At 75.1% G+C, this 16723-nt stretch carries 13 protein-coding genes; 4 read left to right on the forward strand and 9 right to left on the reverse strand.

Translation table 11 applies throughout. The annotated features are described in order from the left end of the window. Positions 1–193 precede the first annotated feature (193 nt). From ACFTWP_RS10155 to ureA, 3 genes are all read right to left on the reverse strand, one after another. A complete protein-coding gene (locus ACFTWP_RS10155) occupies positions 194–1231 on the reverse strand; it encodes an agmatine/peptidylarginine deiminase (protein ID WP_380263902.1) in 1038 nt (345 codons plus the stop codon). A 74-nt stretch (positions 1232–1305) separates the two neighbouring features. Further along, positions 1306–3027: an urease subunit alpha gene (locus ACFTWP_RS10160; protein ID WP_380263904.1), complete on the reverse strand. Its 1722-nt coding sequence runs from the start codon at positions 3025–3027 to the stop codon at positions 1306–1308. Beyond that, positions 3024–3734, reverse strand: coding sequence for an urease subunit gamma (gene ureA, locus ACFTWP_RS10165; RefSeq protein WP_380263905.1), 711 nt, complete (start codon positions 3732–3734; stop codon positions 3024–3026). The genes ACFTWP_RS10160 and ureA overlap by 4 nt, the downstream gene beginning before the upstream one ends. Positions 3735–4501: 767 nt before the next feature. On the opposite strand from ureA, the gene ACFTWP_RS10170 reads away from it, so the two are divergent. Then, complete coding sequence (locus ACFTWP_RS10170) at positions 4502–4906, forward strand: ATP-binding protein (protein ID WP_380263906.1); 405 nt, start codon at positions 4502–4504, stop codon at positions 4904–4906. Positions 4907–5209: 303 nt separating this feature from the next. After that, the gene (locus tag ACFTWP_RS10175) at positions 5210–7456 is read left to right on the forward strand and encodes a SpoIIE family protein phosphatase (RefSeq protein WP_380263907.1); all 2247 of its coding nucleotides are present in this window, start codon (positions 5210–5212) and stop codon (positions 7454–7456) included. Between the two features lie 87 nt (positions 7457–7543). Here the strand turns inward: ACFTWP_RS10175 and ACFTWP_RS10180 are convergent, their stop codons facing one another. The 4 genes from ACFTWP_RS10180 to ACFTWP_RS10195 all read right to left on the reverse strand — a co-directional run bounded on the left by ACFTWP_RS10180 (position 7544) and on the right by ACFTWP_RS10195 (position 11799). After that, positions 7544–8614 (reverse strand): DUF2637 domain-containing protein, encoded by a 1071-nt coding sequence (locus ACFTWP_RS10180; protein ID WP_380263908.1) that lies wholly within the window; start codon positions 8612–8614, stop codon positions 7544–7546. A gap of 190 nt (positions 8615–8804) precedes the next feature. After that, a complete protein-coding gene (locus tag ACFTWP_RS10185; protein ID WP_380263910.1) occupies positions 8805–9662 on the reverse strand; it encodes a (2Fe-2S)-binding protein in 858 nt (285 codons plus the stop codon). Positions 9663–9920: 258 nt separating this feature from the next. Further along, positions 9921–10739 carry a hypothetical protein gene (locus ACFTWP_RS10190; RefSeq protein ID WP_380264207.1) on the reverse strand — a complete coding sequence of 273 codons (819 nt, stop codon included), beginning with the start codon at positions 10737–10739 and terminating at the stop codon, positions 9921–9923. Between the two features lie 211 nt (positions 10740–10950). Next, a complete protein-coding gene (locus ACFTWP_RS10195; RefSeq protein WP_380263911.1) occupies positions 10951–11799 on the reverse strand; it encodes a hypothetical protein in 849 nt (282 codons plus the stop codon). Positions 11800–12120: 321 nt separating this feature from the next. Between ACFTWP_RS10195 and ACFTWP_RS10200 the strand changes: the two genes are divergently transcribed. After that, positions 12121–13752 (forward strand): sigma-70 family RNA polymerase sigma factor, encoded by a 1632-nt coding sequence (locus ACFTWP_RS10200; protein WP_380263912.1) that lies wholly within the window; start codon positions 12121–12123, stop codon positions 13750–13752. A gap of 141 nt (positions 13753–13893) precedes the next feature. Here ACFTWP_RS10200 and ACFTWP_RS10205 read toward each other — a convergent pair whose 3' ends face one another. Together ACFTWP_RS10205 and ACFTWP_RS10210 are read right to left on the reverse strand one after the other, a co-directional pair. Continuing rightward, positions 13894–14772: a CAP domain-containing protein gene (locus tag ACFTWP_RS10205; RefSeq protein ID WP_380263913.1), complete on the reverse strand. Its 879-nt coding sequence runs from the start codon at positions 14770–14772 to the stop codon at positions 13894–13896. A 216-nt stretch (positions 14773–14988) separates the two neighbouring features. Further along, entirely contained in the window at positions 14989–15597 is a 609-nt protein-coding gene (locus ACFTWP_RS10210) for an NTP transferase domain-containing protein (protein ID WP_380263914.1), read from the reverse strand. Between the two features lie 129 nt (positions 15598–15726). On the opposite strand from ACFTWP_RS10210, the gene moaA reads away from it, so the two are divergent. Beyond that, positions 15727–16722, forward strand: a complete 996-nt coding sequence (moaA, locus tag ACFTWP_RS10215) for a GTP 3',8-cyclase MoaA (RefSeq protein WP_380263916.1) — start codon at positions 15727–15729, stop codon at positions 16720–16722. Position 16723: the final 1 nt, after the last annotated feature.

The following is a 16723-nucleotide window of genomic DNA, read 5'->3' on the forward strand; positions in this document are numbered from 1 at the left end:
GCCCCCAGCCCCCCCCCCGCGGCCCGCCGCGCCCGTCCGGCGGGGCCGGCGGCGCTCGACCCCGGCCTCTGTGGCGATCAGGTGGGAGAGAAGCGGGAGACGGTCTTCGGGAGGCTACCGGCCACTGCCGGGGCCGGCGGCCTCCCGGACGGCTGACTCCCGGGTCGGCGTGCCCTGACCCGCACCGCGGTCGCTAGGCCTTCGGCTGCTGCTGCGTGATGCAGTGGATGCCGCCCCCGTTGGCGAAGATCTCGCGGGCGTCGACGAGTTCGACGGTGCGGCCGGGGTAGGCCTCGCCGAGGATGTCGGCTGCCGCCTGGTCGCGGGGGTCGCCGAAGGCGCAGAGGATGACGGCGCCGTTGGCGACGTAGTGGTTGATGTAGGAGTAGTCGACCGGCTCGCCGTCCTCGTCCAGCAGGACGGTGGGGGCGGGCAGTTCGATGACCTCCAGCTGGCGGCCGGCGGCGTCGGTGGAGGTGCGCAGGATGGTGACGAGTTCCTTGCAGACCTCGTGGTCCGGGTGCGCCGGGTCGGGCTGCACGTGGGCGACCACGACGCCGGGGCGGACGAAGGAGGCGACGATGTCGATGTGGCCGCGGGTGCCGAACTCGTCGTAGTCGCGGGTGAGTCCGCGCGGGAGCCAGATGGCCTTGGTGGTGCCCAGCTGGGCGTGCAGTTCGGCCTCCACCTCCTCCTTCGTCCAGTCGGAGTTGCGGCCCTCGCCGAGCTGGACGGTCTCGGTGACCAGCACGGTGCCCTCGCCGTCGACGTGGATGCCGCCGCCCTCGTTGATCAGACGGGAGGCGAAGCGCCGCACGCCGGTCAGGCCGGTGATGGCCTCGGCGATGTGCTGGTCCTTCTCCCAGCTGGCCCAGGACTGGGCGCCCCAGCCGTTGAACACCCAGTCGGTGGCGGCGAGTCCGCCCTTGCCGTCGGTGAGGAAGGTGGGGCCGATGTCGCGCATCCAGGCGTCGTCCAGCGGGCGTTCGACGAGTTCGACCTGCTCGGCGACGTACTTCCTGGCGTCCTCGCTCTCACCGGTGTTGACGATCAGCGTCACCGGCTCGTAGCGGACGACGGTGTTGGCGACCTCGGCCCAGGCGAGGCGGGCGGCGTGCAGGTGCTCGGCACTGTCGAAGGTCTGGTTGGCGGTGGGGAAGGCCATCCAGGTGCGGTCGTGCGGGGCCCATTCGGCGGGCATCCGGTAGCCGAGCGAGGCGGGAGCGGTCATGGCAGTCAAGTCCTAAGCGGTGGGGGAGGGTTGTCGGCACTCTCGGGCGGGGCCGAGGTCACCGGGGTGGCTGGTCAGAGGAAGTACAGGCGGCTGAGCGACACGCTGTCGGCGGGCTCGGACCGGATGGGGGAGCCGTCCAGCGAGACCAGGCCGGTCTCGGCGACCTGGACGTCGCCGAGTCGGGCGTTGCGCACCATGTCGCGCGGGCCGATGCCGCGGGTGTTCCGTACGCCGACTCGGCGGCGGCGGGTCGGCAGGCCGTCGGCGGCCCGGTCGAGGTACGCCCCGTCGGCGGCGGCCCGGGCGACGAAGGCGACGGAGATGTCGGCGGCGGTGGCGCCGTGGGCGCCGAACTGGGGCCCGAGGACGAGGGGTTCGCAGCGGTCGGTGGAGGCGTTGGGGTCGCCGGTGACGCCGTAGGCGGGGAAGCCCGCTTTGAGCACCAGCTGCGGTTTGGCGCCGAAGTGGTCGGGGCGCCACAGCACGATGTCGGCGAGTTTGCCGACCTCGATGGAGCCGATCTCGTGGGCCAGGCCGTGGGCGATGGCGGGGTTGATGGTGAGTTTGGCGATGTAGCGCAGGACCCGCTCGTTGTCGTCGCCGCTCTCGGCGGTGCCGTAGGAGCCGGCGCCGTCCAGGGGGCCGAGTTCGGCCTTCATCTTGCCGGCCATGGCGAAGGTGCGGCGCACGGTCTCGCCGGCGCGGCCCATGCCCTGGGCGTCGGAGGAGGTGATGCCGATGACGCCGAGGTCGTGCAGGACGTCCTCGGCGCCCATGGTGCCGGCGCGGATCCGGTCGCGGGCCATCGCGGCGTCGCCGGGCAGGTCGACCTTGAGGTCGTGGGCGGAGACGATCATGCCGAAGTGCTCGCCCAGCGCGTCGCGGCCGAACGGCAGGGTGGGGTTGGTGGAGGAGCCGATGACGTTGGGGACGCCGGCCATCTTCAGCACGTTGGGGACGTGCCCGCCGCCGCAGCCCTCGATGTGGAAGGCGTGGATGGTGCGGCCCTCCAGCACGGCGAGGGTGTCCTCCACCGAGAGGCACTCGTTGAGGCCGTCGGTGTGCAGGGCGACCTGCACGTCGTACTCCTCCGCCACCCGCAGCGCGGTGTCCAGCGCGCGGGTGTGGGCGCCCATGTCCTCGTGGACCTTGAAGCCCGAGGCGCCGCCCTCGGCGAGTGCCTCGACCAGCGGGGCGGGGTCGGAGGAGGAGCCGCGGCCGAGGAAGCCGATGTTGACGGGCCAGGCGTCGAAGGCGTTGAAGGCGTGCCGCAGGGCCCACGGGGAGTTGACCCCGACGCCCCAGACCGGGCCGAACTCCTGGCCGATGATCGTGGTGACGCCGGAGGCGAGCGAGGCCTCCATGATCCGGGGCGACAGCAGGTGGACGTGGGTGTCGACGGCGCCGGCGGTGGCGATCATGCCCTCGCCGGAGACGATCGTGGTGCCGGTGCCGACGACCACGTCGACGCCGTCGAGGGTGTCGGGGTTGCCGGCCCGGCCGATGGAGGCGATCCGGCCGTCGATCAGGCCGATGGACGTCTTGCGGACGCCCTGGACGGCGTCGATCACCAGGACGTTGCTGATCACCACGTCGCAGGTGTCGCGGACCGCGGCGGCCTTGAGGTGCAGCCCGTCACGGGCGGTCTTGCCGAAGCCCGCCAGGAACTCGTCGCCCGGCTCCTGCGAGTCGGACTCCACCCGGACGATCAGACCGGAGTCGCCGAGCCGGATCCGGTCCCCGGCCCGCGGACCGTGCACGGAGATGTAGTCATGAGGGGTGATGGCGGTCACGACTCGACCTCCGTGTCGTCGAAGCTGGTGAGGTATCCGGTGGCGCGGGCCTTGGCCAGCGCGGCCTCCTTGGCGCCGGGCGCGTCCAGCGGCCCGTCGACCAGGCCGGCGAAGCCGATCGCGACCCGAGCACCGCCGATCGGCACCAGTCCGACCTCGACCGTGGCACCCGGGTCGAAGCGCACCGAGGAGCCGGCCGGGACGGCCAGGTGCGTGCCGTACGCGCCCGCGCGGTCGAAGGCCAGGCGCGGGTTGGCCTCGAAGAAGTGGAAGTGCGAGGTGACGCTGATCGGCACCGCGGAGGTGTTGTGGACGGGCAGCACGACCGTCTCCTCCACCGGGTCGTAGCCCTCGCCGGAGCCGATCAGCGCGCGGCCGGGGGCGTCGTCGCCGAGTGAGCCGGCGCCCCTGAAGGGGTCGTTGACCACGGCGAGGCGGGTGCCGTCCTCGAAGACCGCCTCCACCTGGACGACGGTCACCACGTCCGGCACGCCCGGCAGGACGTCGTCCGCGCCGAGCACGCTGCGGCCGGCCTCGATGGCCTCGGCGAGCCGGCGGCCGTCGCGGGCCGCCTCGCAGACGGTGTCCGCGATCAGGGCGTGTGCCTCGGGGACGTTGAGGCGTACGCCCCGGGCTCGGCGGGCGCGGGCCAGTTCGGCTGCCGTGAAGATCAGCAGCCGGTCCCGCTCGGTGGGGGTCAGTCGCACGGTTCCTCGCTCGCGGTTGCCGGAGTGCCGGTGGTGGGTCGGTGGTGGGCCGGTGACGGGGTGACGGGTGTCGGTGGTGGGTCGGTGCGGTGGTCGGCTCTCGGTGAGCGGGGGCCGGACGCGGCCGCCCGGGAAAGTTAGAACGTCGTTCAAACAGCTTCCCGACATTGAACCCGGCCGAGGCCGCCCTGTCCAGCCTCGCCGGGCCCGGGTGCCGACCGTCCCGATCCGTCCCGACCCGGCCCGGCCCGCCCGGAATCGCGCTACCAGCCTTGCCCGCCCGGCCGCCGGGCGCGCGGGCGCCGCGCCGAGGTGGGCCCCGGTCCTCCCGTGACGGGCCGCTCGGGCACTCGTTTGCCGTAGTGGCTCCGCGCCGTGGCGCTGCCCTGCCGCCGTGCCGCGCGGCGGCCGACCGCTCGCCGGGGGCTCGTCCGCGTCGCAAACCTGTCCGAGGTCGATGGTTGGATCACGACAGGGCGTTCGAGCCCCTTTCACCCCAGGTGATCGGACGCACACTGTTGCAAACCGTCCCAGCTGGGCATGAGGATGAGTGTCGATAGGCAGGCGGCCCGACCGGCGGGGGATCCGGTGCGGGCGTCGGAGGAAGGCGGGGGCGTGTGGTGATGGACGGTCAGGCGCGGTTTCCGCGCCAGCGGACGGGTTCGGGTTCGGGTTCGTGGACGGGCTCCGGCGACGCGTTCGGGTACCCGGCCCCGGGCAACGGGCAGGCCGGGCGTGCGCTGTCGGGTCGGACGCCGGAACAGGGGGTGCCCGCGCCGAACTGCGCCCTGCACCGCAGGCTCCACCTGGCCCTGGAGGCCGCCGACCTGCTCGCGGTGGGGGCCGTCCGGCGCCGGCTGCGGGCCGCCCTCGACCACTGGGGGGTGCCCGAGCTCGCCGACACCGCTGAGCTGCTGACGTCCGAGCTGGTCACCAACGCGCTGCTGCACACCGGGCAGGGCGCGGTCTTCGACGCGGTCCTCACCGCCGACCTGCGGTTGCGGATCGAGGTCCAGGACGGCACGGCGCGCCTGCCGCGCCGCCGGGAGCCGGTGGCCGAGTACGCCACCTCGGGCCGGGGTCTGCTGCTGGTCGAGGCGCTCGCCGACGACTGGGGCGTGCAGTTGCGCGGCGACGGCAAGGTCACCTGGTTCGAGTTGGCATATTCCTGAGCCGTTCGGGCGCGCCCCGACGGGCGGGCCGTCGCCGCTGTTCGGGGAGTTCCGGAAGCCCCCGTACTCCCTCGCCCATTCGCTGCCGTTCGCTGTCGAACGAAATATTCCCGGGCCGTCGGCATTGCCGCTCTGCCGAACATTAGACAGGATAGTGGGAACGTGTGCCCGGGAACGGTACCCGGCGGGGAGATCAAGCCTCGACCGACCGCCGTCCGCCCGGGCCACCTCAACGAGGACGACCACCACCACACGGCCATGCGGCCCGTCCGGACGGGACGGCATGGCAGCGGCAGGAGCAGCATGGCCACAGAGCCCGAGCCACAGGGGCCGGGGCTACCGCCCGGTCCGCCCGCGGCCGGGTCCGGTCGCGGACGCCCGCCCGCCCAGGCGGTCCGCAGGCATGCCCTGCGCACCTCGCCCGGCCTGGCGGCCGGCCGCCTCGCGCCGATGGTGTCCGGCGGCCTGCCCACCACCTCCGGGGACTCCACCCCGGACTGGCTGGAACCCGCGATGGCGGCGAACGGCATCGGCTCGTTCGACTGGGACATCCGCCGGGACGTCCTGGAGGGCGACCACCGGGCCTGCGCGATCATCGGCCTGGAGAAGGGCCGCTTCGACAGCTCCTCCGCCTCGTTCCTGAGCCTGCTGCACCCCGAGGACGCCCCGGTGGTGCGCCGCCGGGTCGAGCGGGCCGTCGCCGAGCTCGGCCAGTGCGGCGCCTACTACCGCACCGTCGGCCCCAGCGGCACCATGCGGGCGGTCCGGTTCCGCGGGCGGGTGCTGGCGGACGCCTTCGGCCGGGCCTCGCGGATGGTCGGCTTCGTCTGGGACGCCACGGTCGAACTGCACAAGCGGGACCGCGCCGACCGGATGGCCCTGCTGCGCGAGGAGCGCTCGCGCTTCATCAAGGAGGCCGCCCGGGCGCTCTCCGAGGCCGTCACCGTCAGGGACGTGGCCCGGGTCTTCACCGAGCTCCCGCTGCCAGGCCTTCCGCCGGACGGCCTGGTGCTGGCCGCCCAGGAGGCCGGCCGGGTGCAGATCCTCGGCGCCAGCGGCTACCACCCCGACGAGATGGCCATCTACGACCGCTCGCTGCTGCCCGCCGGACACCCGGCCGCCGAGGCGATCCGGCTGCGCGCGCCGGTGTTCATCGCCAGCCGCGAGGAGTACCGCGAGCGCTACCCCGAGGGCTGGGGACCGGTCAGCGGGACGAGCCGCAGCGCCTGGGCCTTCCTGCCGCTGGTGGCCAGCGGCCGCCCGATCGGCGTCTGCCTGGTCAGTTTCGACGACGACCGCGAGCTGGACGCGGACGAGCGGACGCTGCTCTCCACCCTCGGCGGGCTGGTCGCCCAGTCGCTGGCCAGGGCCCGCCTGCACGACGCGGAGCACGAGCTGGCGGCCGGCCTGCAGCGGGTGATGCTGCCGCGCACCGTCCCGTCGATCCCCGGCGTGTCCACCGCGGTGCGCTACCTGGCGGCGGGCTCCGGTCTGCAGATCGGCGGCGACTGGTACGACGTGGTGCCGCTGCCCGGCGGGCACGTCGGGCTGGTGATCGGCGACGTCCAGGGCCACGACGTGCACGCGGCCGGGATCATGGGCCAGCTGCGGATCGCCCTGCGGGCCTACGCGGCGGAGGGCCACCCGCCGGCCGCCGTGATGGCCAGGGCCTCCCGCTTCCTCGCCGATCTGGACACCGACCACTTCGCCACCTGCACCTACGCCGAGGTGAACGTCGACTACGGCGTGGTCTACGCCGTCCGGGCCGGCCACCTGGACCCGGTGGTCCGGCGGGCCGACGGCTCCACCGCCGTCCAGCCGGTCGCGGGCGGGCTGCCGCTCGGGATCGCGCCGGACGAGGAGTACCGGGTCACCCGGTTCAGCCTGGACCCGGGCGAGACGGTGCTGCTCTGTACCGACGGTCTGGTGGAGTCCCGCACGATGGACCTGGACACCGGCTTCAGCCGGCTCTGCCACGTCCTGTCGGGCGAGCTGCCGGCGCGGGAGGAGTCCGCCCGCGATCCGCTGGAGGACCTCGCGGACCGGGTCGCCTCGCAGTCCGCGGACTCCAGCGAGCGCGAGGACGACATAGCGCTGCTGCTGCTGCGCTGGGACGGCCCGGAGGGCGGCCTCGCCGCCCAGCAGCTGCGCCGCCGGATCGGCCAGGCGGACCTCGCCCGGATCGCCGAGGTGCGGGCCGAGCTGCGCGACGCGCTGCGGCGCTGGGGCGTGGCCGAGTTGGTGGACACCGCCGAGCTGCTCGCCTCCGAGCTGGTCACCAACGCCATCCGGCACACCGACCGGGACGCGATGTTCACCGCGCGGCTCTACCGGGAGCCGGGCGGCGACGGTGGCGGCGCCCGGCTGCGGGTCGAGGTGGAGGACGAGTCGGACCTCTGGCCGACCCGCCGCACCCCGGGCGAGCAGGCCTCCTCCGGGCGCGGGCTGATGCTGGTGGAGGCACTGTCGGACGGTTGGGGCGTGGAGCCCCGCGGGACCGGCAAGCGGATGTGGTTCGAGCTCTGCGCGGCCGGCACCGACGCCGCCTGAGCCACGCCCCGCCCTCGGGCGGTGCGCCGTCACCCCGGCACCGCCCCGGGCCCGTCCGGGTGCCGGGGCGGCCGCCCGGTCGGGACGTCAGCCGAACTGCTGCTCAAGGTCCTTGAGCTTCTGCTCCAGGGACTCCAGACGGGGGAGCGTCACGGTGTCCTCGTCGGCGGTGAGGTCGATGGTCCGCCGACCGGGCCGGACGGGCAGGCCCGGCGGGAGCACGGCGGCGCCCGACGCGGCGGCGGGCCCCTCGGGGCGTGCCCCGGACGGCCCGTCCGGGGCATTCGCCGGGCCGGACGGACCGTCCGGCACCGCTATCGCGGACTCCGATCCGGATCCGGACTCCAGCTGCCGGGCCGCTCCGCGCGGCCGCCAGACACTGTGGGTCCGGTTGATCGCGCGGATCTCGGCGCGCTCGCGCCGACTGGCCAGCCGTTGGCGCTCGCGGTTGGCGCTGGCCTCCCGCTTGTCGTCGCGGACCTCCTCCACCGCCTCGTCCAGGCTGCGGACGCCCTCCAGCAGCATCAGCGACCAGGCCGCGTAGGTCTCCCGCGGCGCCCGCAGCCATCTGACGATCCGGATCTGCGGGAGCGGTCGGGGCACCAGGCCCTGTTCGCGCAGGGCGGCGACCCGGGTCTGCTTCAGGGCCCGGTCGAACAGCACGGCCGCCGAGAGCGACATCCCCGCGAAGAACTGCGGGGCGCCGGCGTGGCCGAAGCCGCGCGGTGCGTGCACCCAGTTGAACCAGGCGGAGGCGCCGGCGAACAGCCAGACCAGCAGTCGCGAGCCGAGCGCGGCGTCGCCGTGGCTGGCCTCGCGCACGGCGAGGACGGAGCAGAACATCGCCGCACCGTCCAGGCCGAACGGGACGAGGTACTCCCAGCCTCCGGAGAGGTTGAGGTTCTGCACCCCGAACCCGACGAGTCCGTGGAAGGAGAGCGCCGCCGCGACGGCCGCGCAGCAGAAGAGCAGCGTGTACGAGGCGGCGCCGTAGAGCGATTCCTTGCGCCGTCGCCGCTCCTCGGAACGCTCCCAGGAATCGGCGCCGACCGCGGCCGCGGATCCCCGGCTGCGAGCGAAGGCCACCAGCACGGCGCTGACCATGAGTGCTGCCACGCCCGTGACGGCCCAGCCCAGTGGTATGTCGGACAGTTTCATTGCCTGAACCAGCCTCGCTTTCCTGCGTAGTGACGGCGGGCACCATCATGGCGGATTGCGGGCTTCCCCAAGGCTGATTTGCTGTCAATGCGCTAGGGAGGGGGATTTCTGACGGATATTAAATCCCATCGTATTACTTATATCCTCGGGTAATTCCCCGGAATTCAGGCCCTCGGCCCCATTCCGGTCGTCAACCTCGCGTGACCCTGGGACAACCCGTGCACGCGTCCTCCGGGCGGACGGTGTACAGCAGGCAGCAACCGGCCCGGGTCCGGGTCCGGACGGGGGGCGCGCCCGCGCGCTCCTCCAGGCGAAAACCCGCCCCGCCGACGAAGGGCGCCGTCCGCGCGCCGGCGTGCCCCGGCAACAACGCGCCGAGTGCGTCGACCGCGCGCTCCTCCTCGCCGAGCAGGGCCGATACCTGCCACAGCCCCTCGACCACCGCGTCCGTCGCGCAGGCCCACAGCGTGCGCGGACCGCGACGCAGCTCCGGGCGGAACACCGCCAGCAGCGGCGTCAGGTGCTCGGCCAGTGCCGCCAGCAACCGCGCGCGCAGCGCCGCCGGATCCGCCACCACCTCGGCGCCGGGCAGGCCGGCCGCCGGATCGTCCGGCAGGCAGGCGAAGGCCCCCAGCTCCACGGTCAGCTCGCCGGTCCGGCGGCGCAGTGACAGCGCCTCCGCCGGCAGCGACGGCACCCGGCGCTCCAGCAGCCAGGGCCAGGTGAAGAGCAGTCCCACCGGCCAGCAGTAGCGGTGCAGGCAGAAACCCGCCGCGACGTCCGGGCGCAGTGCGGCGCCGTAGCGCTCCAGCCCGTCGCGGGCGTCGAACGCGATCAGCTCGCGCAGCGCCGCCGGGTCGCGCAGCAGCTCGGCGCCGCTCACCCAGCCGTCACCGGACCGCGGCGGGCCGTGGTGGACCCGGACCGCGGGGCTCGCCTCGCGCAGCCGGGCGTGGGTGCGGACGCAGGGGGCGTCCCGGGCGGGGCGGAAGGCGGGGGCGGGCCGGACGGTCGGCGGCGGGCACGGCCCGATGCTGCTCGCGGTCATGGTGGCGCCCCATCGGGTCGACCGGAGCTCGGGGGAGCCCGGGAACGGCAAGGCCGACCCGGCCGGGGCACTGCTCTCCCCGGCCAGGTTAGGCTCACCTTAGCCCCTCCGGCCGTTGGGGGCGGCGTCGCGACGCCCGGACTCTCGCCCGGACCGCGTCGTCGTCAGTCGCCGCAGCTCCGCTGCCACTCCTTCCTCCGCCTTGCCGGACTCGGCCCGAACTCCGCTCCTTCGCCCGCCCCCAACGGCCGGAGGGCCTCAGCTGATGGCATCCCCCGCTTCCTGCCCGATGCGGCCGTCCGGGGGAGCGGCCGGCGCGGGCACCGCGCTCAACTGGCGCGCGAGCCACACCGGCACGCCACCGAGCGCCTGGACCAGCCTGGCCGCCTCGGCCCGCAGCCGGACCGCCTCGGCCGGCTCGGAGACCCCGGCGAGCGCCGCCAGGGCCGGTGCCACCCCGACGGTGAAGCCGAGCCGCTCCCGCAGCTCCAACGAGGCGGTGAACCCCTCCCTGGCCCGGGCGGCGTCCCCGCGCGCCAGTGCCAGCGCGGCCAGGTGCCGCCAGGTGTAGGAGCTCAACAGATCGTCGCCGCCCTCCCGCGCGCCGTCGTGCGCCCGCCGGTAGGCGATCCAGGCCGCCGTCGGGTCCCGCAGCAGGTTCTCCGCGACCAGCCCCCGGCGGAAGTCCAGTAAGGGACGCCCGGGGGCGTCCGGCGGCAGCAGCGCGGAGGTCCGGCCGAGCGCGGCCTGCGCCTCGTCCAGCCGGTCGCGCGGGCCGAGCACACTGGCCACGTACGCCAGGAACCCGCGCGCGCAGGAGGCCGCCGCACGCTGCTCCGCGGTGGCCACCACCGCCTCGGCCAGCCGCAGTGCCTGCTCGGCCTGCTGCCAGTGCGCTGCGGTGAACATGCACTGTTCGATGAGGAGTTCGGCTCGTTCGAGAGCCACCGCGGGATCGTGCTCCGAGGCCGGGCGCAACAGCTCCGCGGCCTCCTGCCAACAGGCCCTGGAGCGCAGCCGCCACACGGTGCCCCCCGGCTCCTGCGGAGCCCGTCCCCCTCTGTCCCAGCCCCCCAGGGCCCTTCCGTGCTCCGACAACGCCACCTCCTTGTGTGCGCTATCCAGACAAGCCGGACTGTCAGCAGCCGGGGCTGCTGTGGCCGCAATTCAACACGGGGGTGAGCTTGTGCACCAGATCACGAGCGTCACTGATTTGGAGCAACCGGGCGCCGCCGGGGGCGCACCGGTGTTCGGGACGGGGTGGGCGGGGTACCGGGCGGAGCGGGGATCAGGACGTCCAGCCCGTCTCCATGAGGGATTCCGCCGCGCCGTTCGCGGGCTGCGGGACGCCCGCCGGGTCCAGGCTGAACAGAGCCACCAGCAGCTGCTCGCCGCGGACCGTCGCCTGGTGGGAGTAGCCGGCCATGGTGAACATCGCCGCCGCCATCTCCTCGGCGTGCAGGGTCTGCAGCCAGAGGCACTCGACGGACTTCACGTCGGCGGGCTCCGTCCAGACGTCCACCTGTGCGACCATCCGCCGGCCCAGCAGGGTCACCCCGTCGCGCTCCTGGGCCTCCGTCAGCTCCAGGTCGTCGAAGCCCAGCCACTCCAGGTACCGGGCCGCCGTGAACACCGCGTCCTGGGAGGTGTGCACCGGCTGGGGGTGGAACGGCGCACGGCTCTGCCACTGCCCCTGCGGTGGCACCAGGGGCACCGCGGGCGGGGCCGGCGCCGGTGCGCTGGGCGGGCGGGTGCCCTGCGGCCGGGTGCCCTGCGGTCCGGTGCCGGCGGCGTTGTGCAGCCGGGTCGCCCGGTCGACCGGAAGCCGGACGGTGGCGCCGCAGTTGCAGGTGAACTCGGGCTGCGGCCACTGGTCGGACCGCCCGCAGTGCGGGCAGCGCATGCTCAGCCAGGAGTCCTCCCAGGACCGGAACCGCACCTGGACCGGCACCCCGCCGCGCAGCAGCGGCACCTTCAGCGAGGCGCCGCACGGGCAGGGCAAGGACGGCGGCTCGTACAGGTGCTCGCGCCGGCAGGCCGGACAGCGGATCGCCTGCGCGCCGCCACCGCCGCCGTGGGCGCCGTGCGGCGCCGGGTCGCGGCCGGTGAAGTCGTCGGGCAGTGACAGTCCGGACATCGCGGGCACCGTCCGTTCGGTTCGGCGTGGAAGTCCCCCCGGCCGTGGACCGGGGGAAGGTCGTCTCCCATGCTCCCCGATCCGCACCGGTCGTGGCACGGAATGACGCAATCCTCAGGGAGAGATCAGGGGCACGCGCCCGGTGGCGTACGCGAGGGGGAGGACGCCCCCGCGCGCCCGGCTCCCCCGCCGGGGGGACTCCGTCGGGGACCCCGGCGGCGGGCCGGGTACTCCTGTGCGGTTTCCTGTTATCCCGCCGATCGGCCGGGGTCTCCGAGGGGTGCGGGGGAGTCGGGGTTCGGAGAGCTGAGGACGGTGCGGATGCAGGCGCGGACGGGGACACGGGCGCAGCTGGGCGACGCGGTCGGGACGGCGGTGGTGGTCGCGGCGCAGGCCGGCGACGCAGGCGCCAGGGAGCGGCTGGTGGCGGCCTACCTGCCGCTGGTCTACAACGTGGTGGGCCGGGCCCTGGACGGCCACGCGGACGTGGACGACGTGGTGCAGGAGACCATGGTCCGGGTCATCGGCCGGCTCGACGCGCTGCGTGACCCGGCCGCCTTCCGGTCCTGGCTGGTGGCCGTCGCGATGAACGAGGTCCGCCGGCGCTGGGCGGCCCGTCAGCAGGCCGGACTGACCGGTCTGGACGCCGCCGAGGAGGTGGCAGACCCGGGCGCCGACTTCGTGGACCTCACCATCCTGCGGCTCGGCCTCTCCGGCCAGCGCCGCGAGGTCGCCGAGGCGACCCGCTGGCTGGACGACCGCGACCGCGACCTGCTCGCCCTCTGGTGGCTGGAGACCGCGGGCGAACTCACCCGCGCCGAGCTGGCCGACGCCCTGGAGCTCTCCCCGCAGCACGCCGCCGTCCGGGTCCAGCGGATGCGCGAGCAGCTGGAGGCCGCCCGGGTGGTGGTCCGGGCGCTCGCCGCCGAACCGCGCTGCGCCGAACTCGCCGCGCTCACCGCGGCCTGGGACGGCGGCCCCGCGGCCCTGTGGCGCAAGCGGATCGGCCGGCACGCCCGCGGCTGCGCCGACTGCTCCGGGCACCGGCGCGGCCTGGTGCCGGCCGAGGGCCTGCTCGCCGGCCTCGGCCTGCTGCCGCTGCCGCAGCACCCCGGCGGGTACCTGCCGGCCTCCTGGCCCTCGGACGCGCCGGGCGGTGACGGCGGCGCAGCCCCGGGCGGCCAGGACGGCTCGGCCGGTACCGGAACGGGTGGGCCCCCCGAGGGAGGTCCGGGTGCCCAGGGCGGGCACGGAGGACCGGGTGCCCAGGGCGGCCAGGGAGTTCAGAGCGGGTACGGAGGCCACGGAGGCCACGGCGTCCCGCGCCCCGGCCGGCGGCCCGGTCGTACGGTCGGCGCGGCCGTCGCGGTGCTCGCCCTCGGCGCCGCCGTCCTCGGCGCGCTGCGCGCGACCCCCGAGCCGCCCGCGCCGGCGCCGCCCGCCGCCCCGGCGGCTTCCACCGCGGCTCCCGTCCCGGAGACCGCGACGCCGCAGCCGAGCGAGCCCGCCCCCGTGGTGGCGCCGCCGGCCCCGGCCGCCCCGACCAGTGCGGCGCCCAGTCCGACCCCGAGGAGCGTCGAGCAGCAGGTCGCCGACCGGATCAACGCCACCCGGGCCAAGCGCGGCTGCGCCGCCCTGCGGATCGACCCCAGGCTGCACAGCGCCGCCCAGAAGCACTCCGAGGACATGGCCGCCCGCAACTTCTACGACCACGTCGACCCGGACGGCGGCCGCGCCGACAGCCGGATCACCGCGGCCGGCTACCGCTGGAGCCTGTGGGGCGAGAACATCGACCGGGGCCGCAAGAGCCCGGACGCGGTGGTGGACGACTGGATGGACGGCGCGATCCACCAGGACAACATGCTCGACTGCCGCTACACCGCGATGGGCCTGGGGGCGGCTCCCGGCCCGGCCGGCACGCTGTGGACGCTCGACGTGGGCGCCACCCGCTGAGCCGTCCCGTCCCGGCCCGTCCCGTCCGCTGGGCCGACCCGCCCGGCCCGTCGCCGAGCCGTCCCGTCCGGTCGCCGGTCCGTCCCGGTCCGTCGGAGCCCCGCCGTCCCGCCCGCACCGGGTGGGACGGCGGACGCGCGGTCAGCCGGCGGTGGCGAAGACCTGGGTCCACCAGGGGCCGCCGGAGCCGAGGGTGACCCCGACGCCGATCTCCTTGAAGTCGCAGTTGAGGATGTTCGCCCGGTGGCCGGGGCTGTTCATCCAGGCGTCCATCACGGCGGCGGCGTCCTGCTGGCCCCGGGCGATGTTCTCGCCCCACCGGCTCCAGCGGTAGCCGGTCGCGTTGATCCGGGTGTCCGCGTGGTGGCCCTCCGGGTCGGCGTGGTCGAAGTAGTCGCGGGCGGCCATGTCGTCGGAGTGCACCTGCGCGGCGGACTGCAGCTTCGCGTTGACGGCCACCGGCTGGCAGCCGTGGTTCGCCCGCTCGGTGTTCACCAGCGCGGCGACCTGGTCGATGAACTGCGCGGCCTTGCCCCCGGCCGGCGCGGAGGCGGCGGGGGAGGGCTTGGCGGGGGCCGGCGTCGCCGAGGCGGTGGCGGTCGGCCGGGGGGCCGCGCCGGTCGCCGGCGCCGCCTGCGGGGTCCCGGCCGTGGCGGTGGGTGCGGGTGCGGGCGCGGCGGTGCTCGGTGCGGCGCTGGGTGACGGCGCGGCGGACGGCTGTCCGGCGCTCGCGGACGGTGAGCCGGTCGGAGCGGCGGGCGCCTGCGGTTCGGCGAGCTGGGCGGTCAGCAGCCTGTCGGGGGCGCTGGCGGCGGTCGGCCGGTCGGCCGAGCCGGTCGGCGGGGCGACCGTCGCGTACCAGCTCGCCACTCCGCCCAGGGCCACCGACCCGGCCAGCACCGCGAACATCCTCGGCGCGGCGGAGGGTTTCTTCCGCCGGCCGCGCCGGCGTCCGTGCCGACTGCCGGCGGTCCGCTCCTCGGCCCGGGCGTGACCGGTCACGGGGTGGTCGCTGTTCATTCGGGTCCACGTCCTCTGCCTCAGGTGTTCTTGCGACACCTGGGAGACCCGGGGGAGGCGGCCCGACAACGGAAATCCCGACGGAAGATCCGAAATCCCGGAAGAAGATCCGAACGCGCGCGGCGCGCCCTCGCAGGAGCGGCCCGGCCCGGGCGCCGGCGGACGAGTGGCGCCGGCGGCCGGGTGGCTGCGGGCGGGGTACGGGCGGGGTGCGTGCTAGCCGGCGGAGGTCCAGCGGGCCAGGTCCGCCGGGGTGTCGAGATCGTCGGGGACGGCGACGTCGGCGCACTCCACCAGGGTGATCTCGGCCGCGTGCGCGGCGAGCAGGGCCCGGGCGCCCGCGTCACCGGTGGCGCCGGCGGCGGCCTCGGCGAAGTGCCGGGCGCCGATCAGCACCGGGTGACCGCGCCGCCCGTGGTAGCCGGCGGCCACCAGCTCGGCCCCGGCACGGTGGGCGGTCAGCAGCCTGGCCACGGCGGCGGGGGTGACGCCGGGGGTGTCGACCAGCATCACCAGGACGGCGCGGGTGTCCGGCTCCAGCGCGGCCAGTCCGGCGCGCAGCGAGGACCCCATCCCACCCTCCCAGTCCGCATTGTCGACAAGACGGCAATCCGGCAGCAGTGCCGTGGCCCGGACCTGCTCGCGGGCCGCCCCCAGCACCACGGTCACCGGGCCGCAGCCGCCCGCCCGGACCACGCCGACGGCGTGCTCGACCAGCGGCCGGCCCCGGAAGGGGAGCAGCGCCTTCGGCCGTCCGCCGAGCCTTCGGCCGCCCCCGGCGGCCAGCACCAGGGCGGCGACGGCGGACTGCGGCTGATCTTCCATGCGCCCAGCTTGCCCGGCCGTCCAGGGCTCCGCAGTTGTACGAATGCACAACACGATCCCGCAGGTCGCGACGGTGTGCAGGGTCTTCCGCCGCTGGATCTTCCCGGGAGCTGCGCCTGTACTGGGTCGATGGACACCGCACCTCCCCCGCTGGTCGACCGCTTCGGCCGGGTCCACACCGACCTGCGGGTATCCCTCACCGACCGCTGCAACCTGCGCTGCACGTACTGCATGCCGGCGGAGGGGCTCGACTGGCTTCCGAAGGCCGAGGTGCTCGGCGACGACGAGATCGTCCGGCTGGTGCGGATCGCGGTGCGGCGCCTGGGCATCACCTCCGTCCGGCTCACCGGCGGCGAACCGCTGCTGCGGCGCGGCCTGCCGGACCTGGTGGCCCGGCTGACCGAACTGGGCCCCGAGGTCTCGCTCACCACCAACGGCATCGGCCTGGCCCGGACGGCGGTCGCGCTCAAGCAGGCCGGCCTGCACCGGGTGAACGTCAGCCTCGACACCCTGCGGGCCGACCGCTACGCCGAGATCACCCGCCGGGACCGGATCGCCGACGTGCTGGCCGGTCTCGCCGCCGCGCAGGCCGCCGGGCTGGCGCCGGTCAAGGTGAACGCCGTCCCGGTGCGCGGGGTCAACGACGACGAGATCGTCGAGCTGGTCGAGTTCGCGGCCGCCCACGGCTACCGGATGCGCTTCATCGAGTCGATGCCGCTGGACGCCCAGGGCGCCTGGGACCGGGCCAGGATGGTCACCGCCGACGAGCTGCTGGAGATCCTCGGCGCGCGCTGGGAGCTCGTCCCGGTCGGGCGGCACGGCAACGCGCCGGCCGAGGAGTGGCGGATCGCCGGCACCGACACCGTGGTCGGCGTGATCGCCTCGGTCACCCGGCCGTTCTGCGGCGGCTGCGACCGGGTGCGGCTCACCGCCGACGGCCAGCTGCGCAACTGCCTGTTCGCCACCACCGAGTCCGACCTGCGCGCGCTGCTGCGCGGCGGCGCCGAGGACACCGCGATCGAGGCGGCCTGGCGCCGCACCATCGCCCGCAAGGGGCCCGGGCACGACATCGGCTCCGCCGACTTCGTCCAGCCGGACCGCCCGATGTCCGCCATCGGCGGCTGAC

Origin of the sequence: Kitasatospora sp. NPDC057015 (assembly GCF_042673745.1) — a bacterium.
Lineage (GTDB): Bacteria > Actinomycetota > Actinomycetes > Streptomycetales > Streptomycetaceae > Kitasatospora.

Bases quoted from the DNA above. Each gene is read 5' to 3' on its own strand.
- ACFTWP_RS10205 (WP_380263913.1), bottom strand. From the start codon at position 14,772: ATGAACAGCGACCACCCCGTGACCGGTCACGCCCGGGCCGAGGAGCGG.
- ACFTWP_RS10195 (WP_380263911.1), bottom strand. From the start codon at position 11,799: ATGTCCGGACTGTCACTGCCCGACGACTTCACCGGCCGCGACCCGGCG.
- ACFTWP_RS10210 (WP_380263914.1), bottom strand. From the start codon at position 15,597: ATGGAAGATCAGCCGCAGTCCGCCGTCGCCGCCCTGGTGCTGGCCGCC.
- ACFTWP_RS10185 (WP_380263910.1), bottom strand. From the start codon at position 9,662: ATGACCGCGAGCAGCATCGGGCCGTGCCCGCCGCCGACCGTCCGGCCC.
- ACFTWP_RS10180 (WP_380263908.1), bottom strand. From the start codon at position 8,614: ATGAAACTGTCCGACATACCACTGGGCTGGGCCGTCACGGGCGTGGCA.
- moaA (WP_380263916.1), top strand. From the start codon at position 15,727: ATGGACACCGCACCTCCCCCGCTGGTCGACCGCTTCGGCCGGGTCCAC.
- ACFTWP_RS10155 (WP_380263902.1), bottom strand. From the start codon at position 1,231: ATGACCGCTCCCGCCTCGCTCGGCTACCGGATGCCCGCCGAATGGGCC.
- ACFTWP_RS10200 (WP_380263912.1), top strand. From the start codon at position 12,121: ATGCAGGCGCGGACGGGGACACGGGCGCAGCTGGGCGACGCGGTCGGG.
- ACFTWP_RS10175 (WP_380263907.1), top strand. From the start codon at position 5,210: ATGGCCACAGAGCCCGAGCCACAGGGGCCGGGGCTACCGCCCGGTCCG.